Annotated in this window: 13 protein-coding genes and 1 tRNA gene; 6 read left to right on the top strand and 8 right to left on the bottom strand. The window is 43.4% G+C overall.

The features are described from left to right. Window positions 1-3: 3 nt before the first annotated feature. The 8 genes from leuC to atpD form a co-directional block, all read right to left on the bottom strand. Window positions 4-1,398, bottom strand: a complete 1,395-nt coding sequence (gene leuC, locus GS399_RS07160) for a 3-isopropylmalate dehydratase large subunit (protein ID WP_160843939.1) — start codon at window positions 1,396-1,398, stop codon at window positions 4-6. 37 nt (window positions 1,399-1,435) lie between these two features. Beyond that, a complete protein-coding gene (locus GS399_RS07155) occupies window positions 1,436-2,941 on the bottom strand; it encodes a 2-isopropylmalate synthase (protein ID WP_160843938.1) in 1,506 nt (501 codons plus the stop codon). Between the two features lie 196 nt (window positions 2,942-3,137). Beyond that, a complete protein-coding gene (ilvC, locus tag GS399_RS07150; RefSeq protein ID WP_160843937.1) occupies window positions 3,138-4,196 on the bottom strand; it encodes a ketol-acid reductoisomerase in 1,059 nt (352 codons plus the stop codon). A gap of 123 nt (window positions 4,197-4,319) precedes the next feature. Further along, the gene (ilvN, locus tag GS399_RS07145) at window positions 4,320-4,937 is read right to left on the bottom strand and encodes an acetolactate synthase small subunit (RefSeq protein ID WP_160843936.1); all 618 of its coding nucleotides are present in this window, start codon (window positions 4,935-4,937) and stop codon (window positions 4,320-4,322) included. Window positions 4,938-4,952: 15 nt separating this feature from the next. Beyond that, window positions 4,953-6,689: a biosynthetic-type acetolactate synthase large subunit gene (ilvB, locus tag GS399_RS07140; RefSeq protein WP_160843935.1), complete on the bottom strand. Its 1,737-nt coding sequence runs from the start codon at window positions 6,687-6,689 to the stop codon at window positions 4,953-4,955. Between the two features lie 111 nt (window positions 6,690-6,800). Beyond that, window positions 6,801-8,513, bottom strand: a complete 1,713-nt coding sequence (ilvD, locus tag GS399_RS07135) for a dihydroxy-acid dehydratase (protein ID WP_160843934.1) — start codon at window positions 8,511-8,513, stop codon at window positions 6,801-6,803. A gap of 424 nt (window positions 8,514-8,937) precedes the next feature. After that, entirely contained in the window at window positions 8,938-9,183 is a 246-nt protein-coding gene (gene atpC, locus GS399_RS07130) for an ATP synthase F1 subunit epsilon (protein ID WP_160843933.1), read from the bottom strand. 81 nt (window positions 9,184-9,264) lie between these two features. Then, window positions 9,265-10,770: a F0F1 ATP synthase subunit beta gene (gene atpD, locus GS399_RS07125; RefSeq protein ID WP_160843932.1), complete on the bottom strand. Its 1,506-nt coding sequence runs from the start codon at window positions 10,768-10,770 to the stop codon at window positions 9,265-9,267. Between the two features lie 257 nt (window positions 10,771-11,027). Between atpD and GS399_RS07120 the strand changes: the two genes are divergently transcribed. The 6 genes from GS399_RS07120 (at window position 11,028) to obgE (ending at window position 14,568) form a co-directional block, all read left to right on the top strand. Continuing rightward, window positions 11,028-11,243 (top strand): hypothetical protein, encoded by a 216-nt coding sequence (locus tag GS399_RS07120; protein ID WP_160843931.1) that lies wholly within the window; start codon window positions 11,028-11,030, stop codon window positions 11,241-11,243. Between the two features lie 52 nt (window positions 11,244-11,295). Next, entirely contained in the window at window positions 11,296-12,222 is a 927-nt protein-coding gene (locus tag GS399_RS07115) for an SDR family oxidoreductase (RefSeq protein ID WP_160843930.1), read from the top strand. 18 nt (window positions 12,223-12,240) lie between these two features. Further along, entirely contained in the window at window positions 12,241-12,702 is a 462-nt protein-coding gene (locus GS399_RS07110) for a redoxin domain-containing protein (RefSeq protein WP_160843929.1), read from the top strand. A gap of 93 nt (window positions 12,703-12,795) precedes the next feature. Then, window positions 12,796-12,869, top strand: a tRNA-Arg gene (locus tag GS399_RS07105). A gap of 64 nt (window positions 12,870-12,933) precedes the next feature. Next, the gene (locus GS399_RS07100) at window positions 12,934-13,506 is read left to right on the top strand and encodes an adenylate kinase (protein ID WP_160843928.1); all 573 of its coding nucleotides are present in this window, start codon (window positions 12,934-12,936) and stop codon (window positions 13,504-13,506) included. A gap of 66 nt (window positions 13,507-13,572) precedes the next feature. Continuing rightward, the gene (obgE, locus tag GS399_RS07095; RefSeq protein WP_160843927.1) at window positions 13,573-14,568 is read left to right on the top strand and encodes a GTPase ObgE; all 996 of its coding nucleotides are present in this window, start codon (window positions 13,573-13,575) and stop codon (window positions 14,566-14,568) included. Window positions 14,569-14,579: the final 11 nt, after the last annotated feature.

Below are 14,579 nucleotides of genomic sequence, written 5' to 3'. Positions count from 1 at the left end.
GTATTAGATTAAGGTTCGCGGATCGGTTACTTTCCCGGTTATAGCTGCCGCTGCGGCAACCAGCGGGCTGGCAAGCATCGTACGTGCGCCGGGACCTTGTCGTCCTTCAAAATTTCTGTTGGATGTGCTAACCGCGTATTTTCCGGCAGGAACTTTATCGTCGTTCATTGCAAGGCATGCCGAGCAACCTGGCTGACGCAGCGAAAAACCTGCTTCCGTCAAAATGTCCAGAATTCCTTCTTCTTTGATCTGCGATTCAACAATGTGTGATCCGGGAACCAGCCAGACGGTTACATCGTCCGCTTTTTTCTTTCCTTTAATTAGCGAAGCAAATGCGCGGAAATCTTCGATTCGTCCATTAGTGCAGCTTCCCACAAAAACATAATCGATCTTTTTGCCAATCATAGAATCACCTTCATGGAAGCCCATATAGCCTAATGACTTTTCGTAGGTAGCAACTCCGCCTTCCACATCTTCCGCATCGGGAATATGATTTGAGATGCCCATTCCCATTCCGGGATTGGTTCCATAAGTGATCATTGGTTCTATAGTGGAACCGTCGAAAGTCAACTCTTTATCAAATGTTGCATCAGGATCAGATTTTAATGTTTTCCAGTATGCCATCGCTTTATCCCATGCTTCTTCTTTCGGTGAAAACTCACGTCCTCTCACGTAGTTAAATGTGGTTTCATCCGGAGCGATCATCCCGCCGCGCGCACCCATCTCGATACTCAGGTTACAAACCGTCATGCGGCCTTCCATAGTCATTTTCTCGAAAACCTCGCCCGCATATTCTACGAAATAACCTGTTGCGCCGGATGTCGTCAGTTTTGAAATGATGAACAGTGCCACATCTTTAGGTGTAACGCCTTTATTCAGCTCTCCGGTTACGTTAATACGCATACTTTTTGGCTTAGGCTGCATAATACACTGCGTCGAAAGAACCATCTCAACCTCAGACGTTCCGATACCAAAAGCGATAGCTCCGAAAGCTCCGTGAGTCGAAGTGTGCGAATCACCGCATACAATCGTAGCTCCGGGTTGCGTAATTCCATATTCGGGACCAACAACGTGGACGATGCCATTTTTACGGTGACCTAATCCCCAGTGGCTGATTCCGTATTCTTTCGAGTTGTTTTCGAGTGCCTGTAACTGGTTTGCCGAAAGAGGATCAGCAACCGGCAAATGCTGGTTTATTGTCGGAGTATTGTGATCTGCCGTAGCAAATGTCCGTTCAGGATATAAAACTTTTACGCCCCTGTTTTTTAAGCCCAAAAAGGCAACGGGGCTGGTAACTTCGTGTATTAAATGACGATCAATAAATAACACATCAGGCCCACCCTCGATTTTCCGTACAACATGCGTGTCCCACACCTTGTCAAATAATGTCTTGCTCATTTTTTATAGCTTTTATTTTAAGCACTATTCGTGCTGATTATACAAATTTATTTAAAGCGTCCAGGTACGCGTTAGCAGAAGCTCTCACGATATCCGTGCTAAAACCATAGCCCATGTACGATTGATCATTATGCATTACCCGCATGTCTACCTTACTTACATCGTCGCTGCCGCCATGAATCGAATGGATATTAAATTCCTTGATCTCGTATGAATGTCCAAGTATGGTTTCGATTGCTTTAATTGTAGCGCTAACCGGGCCGTTGCCTGTGGCCGAACCTTCATGGTCTGATCCATTGTAATTTAATTTTACAATTGCTTCAGGCGCGCTTTGATCACCGCAGCTAACTTGCAGCATATTGATCTTGATGCCGTTTTTGAAATTATTTTCAGTCTCAACACCCATCAATTCCAGTAAATCGTCATCCTTGATCTCTTTCTTAACATCGGCCATTGCCAGGAAATTCTGATAAACCTGGTCCAGATCAATGCGCTCATTGTCATAGCCCAATCTTTCAAGATGGTGCTTTAAGGCGTGGCGTCCGCTGCGGGCGGTTAAAATGATTTCTGAGGAATCAATCCCAACATCTTCTGGATTGATGATCTCATAATTTTCACGGTGTTTCAATACACCATCCTGGTGAATGCCTGAACTGTGTGCAAATGCATTTTTGCCAACGATAGCTTTGTTCGGCTGGACAGGCATTCGCATCATCCGGCTAACCATATGACTTAGCTTAGATAAATGCTTGCTATTGACGTTTGTATGAAGATTCAGCTGATGTGTTTTCAAGATCATCACTACTTCTTCCAGCGATGTATTGCCTGCGCGTTCGCCGATACCGTTGATAGTACACTCAACCTGGCGCGCGCCGTTCTGCAAACCTGCAATGCTGTTTGCAGTAGCCAAACCTAAGTCATTGTGGCAATGTACCGAGATAACGGCCTTGTCAATATTTTTTACATTTTCTTTAAGAAAACGGATCTTGGCCCCGTATTGCTCCGGCAGGCAATACCCATTTGTATCCGGGATATTAACTACTGTTGCACCTGCGGCAATAACGGCTTCGATCATTTGAGCCAGATAAACATTATCAGCTCTTCCTGCATCTTCCGCATAAAATTCAATATCCTCTACAAATTGCTTGGCATATTTTACGGCGTCTGCGGCACGTTCCAAAATAGCCTCACGGGTACTATTGAATTTGTATTTAATGTGCATATCGGATGATCCGATTCCGGTATGAATGCGTGGATGTTTTGCATATTTCAGCGCTTCGGCGGCACAATCAATGTCGCCTTTATTGGCGCGGGTAAGGGCGCAAATAATCGGTTCGCGAACTGCTTTTGACAGCTCAACTACGCTGGTAAAATCTCCCGGACTGGAAATCGGGAATCCCGCTTCGATAACATCAACGCCCAGTGCTTCCAGCGCCTCACCAATGATTATCTTTTCAGGAGTTGTCAGTTGTGAGCCTGGCACCTGCTCGCCATCGCGAAGCGTTGTGTCAAAAACGAATATGCGGTTTGGATCGTGTAACATGAATTTTTAAATTTTATAATCGGCAAATCTGGTATAAATTATACGATTTTTAAAGCCATTTATTTTGAATGAGAGTAACGCGAAACTGTTGTCACCGTGAGCTGAGTCGAAGGGTCCGTTTATTTGGCAACAGATGTTTCGACTACACTCAACATGACAATTATTCCAATGTTTGCGTCACTCTCATTAGTTCCTTTTATGCTTCGACGGCTTGATTTTCCGGACGTAAGCTGCGGACAGTTTTACCGGCCTGCCACATTTCACTATCACGAAGTTCAGCTAATTCAGCGTCAAGTTTTTCACGGTAATCAGTCTGGCTGTTTGAATCAATTGAACGCTGTGATTCTTTGCCTGTAGCTACGCTGTCATACAATTCCTCGAAAACAGGTTTAGTAGCGTCTTTAAATTTCTTCCACCAGTCAAGTGCACCACGTTGCGCCGTTGTTGAGCAGTTTGCATACATCCAATCCATTCCGTTTTCGGCAACCAGTGGCATCAACGATTGAGTTAGTTCTTCAACGGTTTCGTTGAATGCTTCGGAAGGAGTATGGCCTTTTGAACGCAATACTTCGTACTGGGCAGCAAAAATACCTTGAATACATCCCATTAACGTACCACGCTCACCAGTTAAATCGCTATATACTTCTTTTTTGAAATCAGTTTCGAACAGGTAGCCGCTGCCAACAGCAATGCCTAATGCAGTAACACGTTCCTTTGCGCGGCCGGTTGCGTCCTGGAAGATAGCATAGCTTGAATTTAAGCCGCGTCCTTCCAAGAACATGCGACGCAATGAAGTTCCTGATCCTTTTGGCGCAACCAAAAATACATCAACGTCAGCAGGAGGGATGATGCCGGTTTGCTCATTAAAGGTAATACCGAAGCCATGTGAGAAATATAGTGCTTTACCGGCGGTAAGGTTTTTCTTTACAGTTGGCCATAATGCGATCTGAGCAGCGTCACTTAAAAGGTAACAAATTATGGTGCCTTTTTCCAAAGCTTCCTCGATTTCGAAAAGAGTTTCGCCCGGTACAAAGCCGTCGCGCACAGCTTTATCCCAGCTTTTAGAATTTTTACGCTGACCAACGATTACATTAATACCGTTATCTTTTTGGTTCAACGCCTGGCCCGGACCTTGCACACCGTAACCGATAACTGCTACAGTTTCATTTTTTAATACTTCCTGCGCTTTTGATAGCGGAAATTCTTCGCGGGTTATCACATTCTCTTCAACTCCGCCGAAATTTAATTTTGCCATGTTTTTGGTTTGTTGTTTGGCTTACGCCTATTAGTTTGTTGTTTATTTTTTAGGTGTTACTGTCAGGATCAACTGTCAGCCATAGTTGTTCTTTAATTCCTTAGTCTTTAAATCTTTACTCGCTTACATTGTAAAGACCTTATCCCGTTTATTCAGGAATTCGTTTTCAATGACGTCTTCGCCAGGTTCAAGGCGCTCGAATTCACGTAATTTGCGGTTGAAGCCTTCGCTATCTTTAATAATTGCTACACGAGCGCTGCGGACGAATTCAATTAACCCGTAAGGCTGCAATACCTGGATGAGCGCGTCAGTCTCTTCGCGGTGGCCGGTTGTTTCGAACACCGTATAGTCTTTTCGAATTACCACCGCCCTGGCTCCGTTTTCACGAAGAAGGCGCTCAACACTAACCTTCTCGGCAATATCGTCGGTAGGTACTTTATAGAGTGCCATTTCCTGCCAGATAATATCTTCATTTGTATTGTAATACACCTTCAGAACTTCAACCTGTTTCTCGATTTGTCGAGCTAATTTACGAACAACATCTTCAGTTTCATTAATAACAATGTTAAAACGATGGATGCTTTCAATCTCTGAAGGCGAGGTGTTTAAGCTGTCGATATTGATTTTTCTTCTGGAAAAAATTATGGCTATCCGGTTTAACAGACCGATTTGGTTTTCGGTGTAAACAGTGAATGTGAATTCCTTCTTATCAGGCTCGCCTGAATTATTTAACGTGCTCATTGTGCGTTTATTAAACTATTTTAACCTGATTTCGCTTACGCTGCAACCTTGTGGAACCATCGGGAATACATTGTTTTCTTTAGTTACCATGATCTCAAGCAGGAAAGACCCTTTACTTTCAATCATTTCTTTTAATGAGGATTTGAGATCATCGCGTTTTCCAACCGTTTTGCCCGGTATGCCATATCCGCCGGCGACCTTAACAAAGTCGGGGCTTTGAATATCGACAAATGAGTAACGCCGTTCATTGAAAAGTTCCTGCCATTGACGAACCATGCCGAGGAACCGGTTATTCAGGATGATGATTTTTACATCAACACCCGTTTGCATGATGGTTCCTAATTCCTGAATCGTCATTTGGAAACCGCCGTCGCCTATAATTGCTATAACCGGTCTGTCGGGCGTTCCAAACTTCGCCCCAATAGCTGCCGGAAGAGCAAAACCCATAGTTCCTAAACCACCGCTGGTAACATTGCTTCGCGTTTTATTGAATTTCGCGTAACGACAGGCAACCATCTGATGCTGTCCGACATCTGTTACTATAACCCCGTCGCCATCTGTCAGGTCGTTTAATTCGCGGATAACTTCACCCATGGTCATTTCCTCCGTTGAAGGATTCAATTCCTCATTGATTACCGCTTCAACTTCCTGCCTGGTGTAATCGCGGAATCTTTCCAGCCATGATGTATGCTCTTTTTGTTCTAATAGCGTGGTAAGCAAAGGAATAGTCTCTTTGCAATCTCCCCAAACCGGAACTTCCGTGTGAACGTTTTTATCAATTTCGGCCGGATCAATATCGAGGTGAACAACTTTTGCCTGTTTCGCATATTTGTCCAGTCTGCCTGTAACACGGTCGTCGAAGCGCATTCCAATAGCGATTAGCACATCGCATTCATTGGTTAAAACGTTTGGCCCGTAATTTCCGTGCATTCCCAGCATTCCCACGTTAAGTGGATGTTCAGTAGAAATTGCACCGGCTCCCATAATAGTCCAGGCCGCAGGGATTCCGCTCTTTTCAACTAACGCCTTAAATTCCTGCTCCGCTTTTCCCAGAATAACGCCTTGTCCCCAAATGATGAATGGTTTCTTCGCGGCATTAATAAGGTTAGCTGCCTGTTCAATATATTCTTTACGAATAATAGGTTTCGGACGATAGCTGCGTATATGATTACATGGCTCGTATCCGGCGAAGTCGAATTGCTGGATCTGCGCATTTTTTGTAATATCTATCAACACCGGGCCTGGTCTTCCGCTTTTTGCGATATAAAAAGCCTTTGCGATCACTTCCGGAATTTCATTTGCATCGGTTACCTGGTAGTTCCATTTGGTAACAGGCGTGGTAATATTAATCACGTCTGTCTCCTGGAACGCGTCAGTTCCCAGCAAATGAGCAAAAACCTGACCGGTAATACAAACGAGGGGAGTGCTGTCAATCTGAGCATCAGCCAAACCGGTAACCAGGTTAGTAGCGCCAGGGCCGCTTGTTGCGAACACTACACCGACTTTACCGGATGAGCGTGCGTATCCTTGCCCGGCATGAATTCCTCCCTGCTCGTGTCTGACCAGGACATGGTTCAGCTTGTCATTGTAATCATAAAGGGCATCATAAATCGGCATGATAGCACCTCCCGGGTAACCGAAAATCGTTTCGGTACCTTCTGCAATTAAAGCTTCAAGCAATGCCACCGAACCTGAAACTTTTTGAGTTTTCTTTGTTTCGGCTACTGCTTTTTCCTGTTGTGCAACTTCCATTATTTTATTGTTTGGTATGGTTATTTTTAAGGTATCTGGCGTCAGGTTTCAATCTGCTACCTGCTGTCTATTAACTATTCTCCGTTTCCTATCTTCCTTTATTATTTCTATTTAAGCATCCGTAACGCAACCTTCGGCAGCTGTGGTTACTTGTTTCGCATATTTATAAAGTATTCCTTTTTTAACGCGAAGTTCAGGCTGAACCCAAGCCGCACGGCGGGCAGCGATTTCTTCGTCTGAAACTTTCAGTTCAATAGTGCGTTTGATCGCATCAATCTCAATAGGGTCATCATCTTTAACCAGGCCGATTAAACCGCCGTCGAAAGATTCCGGAGTGATGTGTCCAACTACAAAGCCGTGGGTTCCGCCGCTAAAACGGCCGTCGGTAATTAAGGCAACTGAACTTCCCAGGCCAGCTCCGAAAATTGCTGAGGTTGGCTTTAACATTTCCGGCATTCCGGGCGCGCCTTTCGGACCGACGTTTTGTATAACCACTACGTCGCCCGGCTTAACACGTCCGCTTAAAATCCCGTCAACTAATGCAAACTCACCATCAAACACACGTGCTGGTCCGCTGAAACGCTCGCCTTCTTTTCCGCTGATCTTGGCCACGCTTCCGCCTTCGGCAAGATTTCCGTAAAGTATATTAAGATGGCCTGTTGCTTTGATCGGCGTTTCCGCCGGCATAATGACTTTTTGAGCGTCAAAGTCAAAGTCTGGAACGTTTTCCAGATTTTCGGCTATAGTTTTTCCTGTTACCGTAATGCATTCGCCATGCAACCAGCCTTTTCTAAGCAAATATTTCATCACAGATGGTACACCGCCAACGTTATGAAGATCTTCCATCATGTACTTTCCGCTTGGTTTCATATCCGCCAATACCGGAATGCGGTTGCTGATTTCTTGAAAATCATCCTGTGTTAAAGGTACGTCGACACTTTTGGCCATAGCGATCAAATGCAGCACGGCGTTCGTTGATCCTCCCAAAACCATAATGGTGACAATAGCATTTTCAAACGCTTTACGAGTCATGATGTCGGACGGCTTTATATCGCGCTCCAATAAAAGTTTGATAGCTTCTCCGGCAGCCAGACATTCTTTTTTCTTTTCTTCACTTAATGCCGGATTTGACGAGGAGTATGGAAGGCTCATCCCCAAAGCCTCGATAGCCGCCGCCATGGTATTTGCTGTGTAAACGCCACCGCATGCGCCAGCACTCGGACAGGCATTTTTTACAACTTCCTTAAAATCGATATCATTAATGGTACCGGCTATCTTTTTGCCCAAAGCCTCAAACGCTGACACAATGTTTAAATCTTCGCCTTTATAGTGGCCAGGTTTGATCGTTCCACCGTAAACCATGATCGATGGGCGATTCAAACGGCCCATCGCCATTATCGTTCCAGGCATATTTTTGTCGCACCCGGGCAACCCGATTACCGCATCATAATACTGGGCTCCGCAAACAGTTTCAATTGAATCGGCGATTACATCACGGCTGACAAGCGAATAGCGCATGCCTTCAGTTCCGTTGCTCATACCATCACTCACGCCAATTGTATTGAAGATCAGACCGACGAGATTTTCCTTCCACACACCTTCCTTAACAATCTTCGCAAGATCGTTCAGGTGCATATTGCAGGTGTTGCCGTCATAACCCATACTGGCGATTCCTACCTGTGCTTTGTCCATATCTTCCTCGGTCAAGCCGATTCCATATAACATGGCCTGGGCGGCAGGCTGCGTCGGATCCTGGGTTAGTACTTTGCTGTATTTGTTCAATTCAACAGCTTCGGTTGTTTCGTTATCAATCAGTGGATTCATATATTTTCTCTATAGACGATAAGTATAATTTTATCGGGCCGGATTCATTTTTAACTGGTTTGGTAATGATATTGCCCCACATATCTTACATGGATAATACATGGCTCGCAAATGCCTCATTCAATAATTTCAAATTAGTTAGTTCAATCTGTTTGGGCAATAGCTTTTCGATTTATTTTAAATTTGATATTAAATTCTGTCGAATGGCGCAATTGTCAAATAAATGTCTTTTATAAAAGCTAATATATGTAATATATTTTGGATGCTATACCAAAGTTGAAATCGGTATACGGTTCAAAACATTAACTGAACAATAGGAAATTGCGATTTTTCTGCGTGAAAACGGGGGATGAAATGAAAAAAACGCAAAAAAAATGCCGGTTCAGGATTTCCAAACCGGCATTTTTTAATCTTATTTTATCGCTTAACCTAAACCTTCGGCAAGAACTACCACTTTGTTATGATAAGCTTCAATCACACCACCTTTTATATACATTACCTGCTCATCTTTTGCTGAAGTGCGGATTATAACGTTCCCGTCTTCTAATGTAGAAATAATAGGAGCGTGGTTTTTCAAAACTTCAAATGAACCAGATGTTCCAGGAACAGTTACCGAGATAACTTCTCCTTCATAAACAGTTTTGTCTGGTGTTAATATCTCTAATGTCATGTTATTCAGATGTGAGATTTGAGATATGAAATTCGAGACAAATGCCTCTCGTTCTCATAGCTCATATCTCTGTATTCAAATCTAACTATTTGCTTCAGCTAATAACTTTTTCCCTTTTGCAATGGCGTCTTCAATAGTTCCAACAAGATTGAAAGAAGCTTCAGGATATTCATCCACTTCGCCATCCATGATCATGTTGAATCCTTTGATGGTATCTTTGATATCAACCAGTACACCTGCAAGGCCTGTAAACTGTTCTGCTACGTGGAACGGCTGCGATAAGAAACGCTGTACACGACGAGCTCTGGAAACAACCAGTTTATCTTCTTCAGATAGCTCATCCATACCCAGGATCGCGATAATATCCTGTAATTCTTTATAACGCTGCAAAGTTTCTTTTACACGTTGTGCAGTATTATAATGCTCATCGCCTAAAGTTGCTGCATTTAAGATTCGTGAAGTAGAATCCAGAGGATCCACCGCAGGATAAATACCAAGTTCAGCAATCTTACGCGAAAGTACCGTTGTTGCATCAAGGTGAGCAAATGTTGTCGCTGGTGCAGGGTCAGTCAAGTCATCCGCAGGTACATAAACGGCCTGAACAGATGTAATTGAACCACGTTTTGTTGAAGTAATACGTTCCTGCATCATACCCATTTCAGTAGCAAGGGTTGGCTGGTAACCTACCGCTGAAGGCATACGGCCTAAAAGAGCGGATACTTCAGAACCTGCCTGTGTGAAACGGAAGATGTTGTCGATGAAGAAAAGGATGTCTTTTCCCTGTCCATCTTCATCGCCGTCACGGAAATATTCCGCAATCGTTAAACCCGATAATGCAACACGTGCACGCGCACCGGGAGGCTCGTTCATTTGTCCGAATACGAAAGTTGCTTTAGATTCTTTCAATTGATCTTTGTCAACTTTGGAAAGATTCCATTCGCCTTTTTCCATGCCGTGCATGAATTCTTCACCATATTTGATAATGCCTGATTCAAGCATCTCACGAAGTAAATCGTTTCCTTCACGTGTACGCTCACCAACACCCGCAAACACAGATAAACCACCGTGTCCCTTTGCGATGTTGTTGATCAATTCCTGGATTAATACTGTTTTACCAACGCCAGCACCTCCAAATAAACCAATCTTACCACCTTTTGCGTAAGGTTCAAGCAAGTCGATTACTTTGATACCTGTAAACAGAACTTCTGTTTCAGTGGATAAATCTTCAAATCTTGGAGGTGTGTTGTGAATTGGGCGGCCGGAAGTTCTGTCCAGATTTTCGATACCATCAATGGCATCGCCAATAACATTGAATACACGTCCCTTAATATCATCGCCGATCGGCATTTTGATCGGGCTTCCAAGATCTGTAACCTTTAATCCGCGAACCAATCCGTCAGTTGAGTCCATTGCAATCGCACGAACGCGGTCTTCTCCTAAATGTTGCTGTACTTCAAGGATGATTTTCTGACCGTTTTCTTTTTCAATCTCTAACGCATCATAAATCTTAGGTAAGTGTGCATCATCAGCGAAGCTTACGTCAACTACCGGACCGATGATCTGGGCTATTTTTCCAATGTTTGGCATATGGGTTTATAAAATTTTTATAAATCAATAATTTATGGCCTTTAAACCAGGCCCATTTTGGGTCTGCAAAAATACGTTTTATTAACTTATTTCAAACACCTTTTTAAACTAATTATAAACAGCTTATGACATAGAAAAAAACATGGAATTTATTTGTATAAATTTTCTCAGATCATATCTGTTTTACACAAAAATAAATTTTTAAAAACCAGCGTTTTGATTTAGTGTTAAACCGGTGACAAGAATAAGTGAGCGGCATGAAAATTCCAGTCAATCTACTAAAGCGAAGCAGGGTTCCGGCATTATGTATAATTCTCGTAGTATCCACGCTATGTATTGCATGGTTTAACAACCAGTCGAAGTTCGCAAATTATTTCTTTACGCAGCCACTGGCATGGTGCGCCTTCGTGATCCTTATCATCGTTATATTGGTTAACGTTGATGATTATATTCACGAACGTCAGCATAGATAGCAAATAGCCGTCCGGCCATGTCTGGTTCAGTAATATTCTTCTATTTTTGGGCATGAAAAAAGTTCTCGTTACAGGCAGTAACGGCTTGCTGGGACAAAAAATCACCGAGCACATTCTTAAGACTCAGGATTTTGAATTACTGGCTACTTCAAAAGGGGCTAATAGATTTCCTGTGAAAACCGGCTACTCATATTGCGAGCTCGACATCTCCGATGATAAGCAACTCAAATCAGTCATAGAAGACCTAAACCCCGACGTAATTATTAATACCGCTGCGGTAACCAACGTTGATAAGGCCGAAAGTGATAAAGAACAATGCCGGAAGTTGAATATCAACGCGGTTGAATCTCTCGTTAGTATCTGCGAAAACCTGAACATACACCTCATTCATCTTTCTACTGATTTTGTATTCGATGGACAAAACGGGCCATACGACGAAGACGCAGATGCCAATCCGTTAAGTTATTACGGCCAGTCGAAATTTGAAGCCGAAGAAATCCTCAAAGCTTCGTCATGCCAATGGACCATAATTCGCACTATCCTTGTCTACGGGATAGTTCCGGATATGAGCCGGACAAATATCGTGTTGTGGGCCAAATCATCTCTCGAGGATGGCAGGTCGATTAAGGTAGTTAACGATCAGTGGCGTATGCCTACTTTAGCTGAGGATCTGGCCAATGCATGTCTTTATGCCGCTCAAAACGGAATAACCGGCCTTTATAATGTTTCCGGGAAAGATTCCATGAGTATTGTAGAGATCGTTTATGCCGTTGCTGATTATTGGAATCTGGATAAATCATTAATTACGCCTGTATCTTCCGAAACGTTGAATCAGGAGGCTAAAAGGCCAGCCCGTACCGGGTTTATTCTCGACAAAGCTATTGATCAGCTTAATTACCGGCCACATAGTTTTGAAGAAGGGCTGGAGGTAGTTGAGCAACAATTGCTCTCTTTAAAGAATTCAGATATTATAAATTAAAATTATAAATAAACATATATGTCATTAACAACAGGCTCAAAAGCGCCCGGCTTTAAATTGTACAGTTCCGAGTTAAAAGAAGTTTCTTTAAATGATTATGCAGGCAAGAAGTTGATTATCCACTTTTTTCCGATGGCGTTTACGGGCGTTTGTACTACGCAGCTTTGTACTATGCGCGATACTTTTGGATATTACGATGAATTAGGTGCGCAGATCATTGGAATATCGGTGGATTCACCATTCACACTGGCAAAGTTCAAAGAAGAAAATGCTTATCAATTCCCATTGTTGTCGGATTTTAACAAAGAAGTATCCGCAGCATATGGCGCTATTTACGATGAGTTTGTTTTCGGATTAAAAGGAGTATCAAAGCGTGCGGCTTTTGTAATTGATGAAGATCTGAACGTTATTTACGCAGAAGTTCTTGAAAATGCGGGAGATTTGCCCGATTTCGAGAAAATAAAAGAAATAGTCAGGTAATCTAAAGGGCTGGTATAGAATCGGCTGGAAGGTTTTTTTAAATTTTTTTAGAACTTTTAGAAACAAGTTCTATCTTTGCAATCCAATTCGGAGGCACCCGTAGCTTAATTGGATAGAGCATCTGACTACGGATCAGAAGGTTAGGAGTTCGACTCTCTTCGGGTGCACAATTAACAAAGCCTTTTCGCCCTTAAAACCGGAAAGGCTTTTTAAATTTTAAAACGATACTAAATGCTAAACTTAGTTTTGTTTGGTCCTCCGGGCGCCGGTAAAGGAACACAATCTCAGAAGCTGATCGATAAATATCAGCTGATTCACCTCTCGACAGGAGATCTTCTCAGAAGCGAAATTTCAAATGGCACAGAACTGGGACTTGAAGCAAAAAAGCTGATGGATCAGGGCGTACTCGTTCCGGATGAAGTAGTAATTGGCATGATAAGCAATAAGCTTGACGCCAATAAAGATGCGAAAGGGTTTATTTTTGATGGATTTCCAAGAACGGTAACTCAGGCCGAAGCATTAGATGCTTTGCTCGAGTCAAAAGGAGCTTCGATATCCGGTATGATTGCGCTTGAAGTTACCGATGAAGAACTGGAAAGGCGCTTGCTATTGAGAGGGAAAGATTCCGGCCGGCCGGATGACGCAAATCCCGAAGTGATTCGCAAACGTATTAACGAGTACAATTCGAAAACAGCGCCGGTGGCTAATTTTTATAAATCGCAGGGCAAATACTCAAGTATACAAGGTATTGGCTCGATAGAAGATATTTTTAAAGGTATTACAGGGGTCGTTAGCACACTGTAATCCGACAAGGTAATTTTTGCCGTGACGTCGCGTAATGGCGGCGTTTTTTGTTTCAAATAATAAGATATGTCTCAGGGTTCCAATTTTGTTGATTATGTGAAGATTTGCTGTCGGTCCGGACATGGAGGGGCAGGTTCTGCGCATTTACATAGAGATAAGCATACATCGATGGGCGGACCTGATGGCGGCGACGGCGGCCGTGGCGGACATATCGTTTTGCGTGGAAGCACCAACGTTTGGACGCTGTTGCATTTGAAATATCGTAAGCATGTTATCGCCGAAAACGGCGAGCCGGGCGGTAGCGGACTTAAATCCGGACGCAACGGTAAAGATGATATCCTCGAAGTTCCGCTGGGGACTATCGCAAAAGATGCTGAAACCGGCGAAGTATTGTTTGAAATTACAAAAGACGGCGAAACTAAGATTCTTACCGCAGGCGGCCGTGGCGGATTGGGCAACTGGCACTTCAAAACACCAACACTCCAGACACCGCGTTTTTCGCAACCCGGCGAACCGGGTAAGGAAGAATGGATGATACTGGAATTAAAAGTATTAGCCGATGTGGGCCTGGTAGGGTTTCCAAACGCCGGAAAGTCAACCTTGCTCTCTGTTGTATCAGCCGCTAAGCCCGAAATCGCTGATTATCCATTCACTACCCTGGTGCCTAATCTGGGTATTGTTTCCTACCGCGATAGTCGCTCGTTTGTCATGGCTGATATTCCCGGAATCATTGAAGGTGCTTCAAAAGGTAAAGGATTAGGCTTCCGTTTCCTCAGACATATTGAACGTAACTCAGTATTGCTGTTTATGATTCCGGCCGACACGAGTCGTAGTGTAAACGAAGAGTTTGCCATTCTTCTCAGAGAATTACAGGAATACAATCCAGAGCTTATGCACAAGCCCAAAGTGCTGGCGATCACCAAATCCGATATGCTCGACGAGGAACTTACCGCCGAGATGAAGAAAGATTTGCCTGCCATTCCATATGTTTTTATATCATCGGTAGCTCAAAAAGGATTGACCGAGTTAAAAGACATGCTTTGGAAAGCGATAAACGAATAAGGTTCCGTTGC

The sequence above is a fragment of the Hufsiella arboris genome (assembly GCF_009834875.1).
In the GTDB taxonomy this organism is placed as follows: Bacteria; Bacteroidota; Bacteroidia; order Sphingobacteriales; family Sphingobacteriaceae; genus Hufsiella_A; species Hufsiella_A arboris.
The sequence above is the reverse complement of the archived record's forward strand: the minus strand, read 5'-3'. Positions and strand labels throughout refer to the sequence as shown.

Bases quoted from the DNA above. Each gene is read 5' to 3' on its own strand.
- obgE (WP_160843927.1), top strand. From the start codon at position 13,573: ATGTCTCAGGGTTCCAATTTTGTTGATTATGTGAAGATTTGCTGTCGG.
- leuC (WP_160843939.1), bottom strand. From the start codon at position 1,398: ATGAGCAAGACATTATTTGACAAGGTGTGGGACACGCATGTTGTACGG.
- ilvB (WP_160843935.1), bottom strand. From the start codon at position 6,689: ATGGAAGTTGCACAACAGGAAAAAGCAGTAGCCGAAACAAAGAAAACT.
- ilvN (WP_160843936.1), bottom strand. From the start codon at position 4,937: ATGAGCACGTTAAATAATTCAGGCGAGCCTGATAAGAAGGAATTCACA.
- GS399_RS07120 (WP_160843931.1), top strand. From the start codon at position 11,028: ATGAAAATTCCAGTCAATCTACTAAAGCGAAGCAGGGTTCCGGCATTA.
- ilvC (WP_160843937.1), bottom strand. From the start codon at position 4,196: ATGGCAAAATTAAATTTCGGCGGAGTTGAAGAGAATGTGATAACCCGC.
- atpC (WP_160843933.1), bottom strand. From the start codon at position 9,183: ATGACATTAGAGATATTAACACCAGACAAAACTGTTTATGAAGGAGAA.
- ilvD (WP_160843934.1), bottom strand. From the start codon at position 8,513: ATGAATCCACTGATTGATAACGAAACAACCGAAGCTGTTGAATTGAAC.
- GS399_RS07115 (WP_160843930.1), top strand. From the start codon at position 11,296: ATGAAAAAAGTTCTCGTTACAGGCAGTAACGGCTTGCTGGGACAAAAA.
- GS399_RS07110 (WP_160843929.1), top strand. From the start codon at position 12,241: ATGTCATTAACAACAGGCTCAAAAGCGCCCGGCTTTAAATTGTACAGT.
- GS399_RS07100 (WP_160843928.1), top strand. From the start codon at position 12,934: ATGCTAAACTTAGTTTTGTTTGGTCCTCCGGGCGCCGGTAAAGGAACA.
- GS399_RS07155 (WP_160843938.1), bottom strand. From the start codon at position 2,941: ATGTTACACGATCCAAACCGCATATTCGTTTTTGACACAACGCTTCGC.
- atpD (WP_160843932.1), bottom strand. From the start codon at position 10,770: ATGCCAAACATTGGAAAAATAGCCCAGATCATCGGTCCGGTAGTTGAC.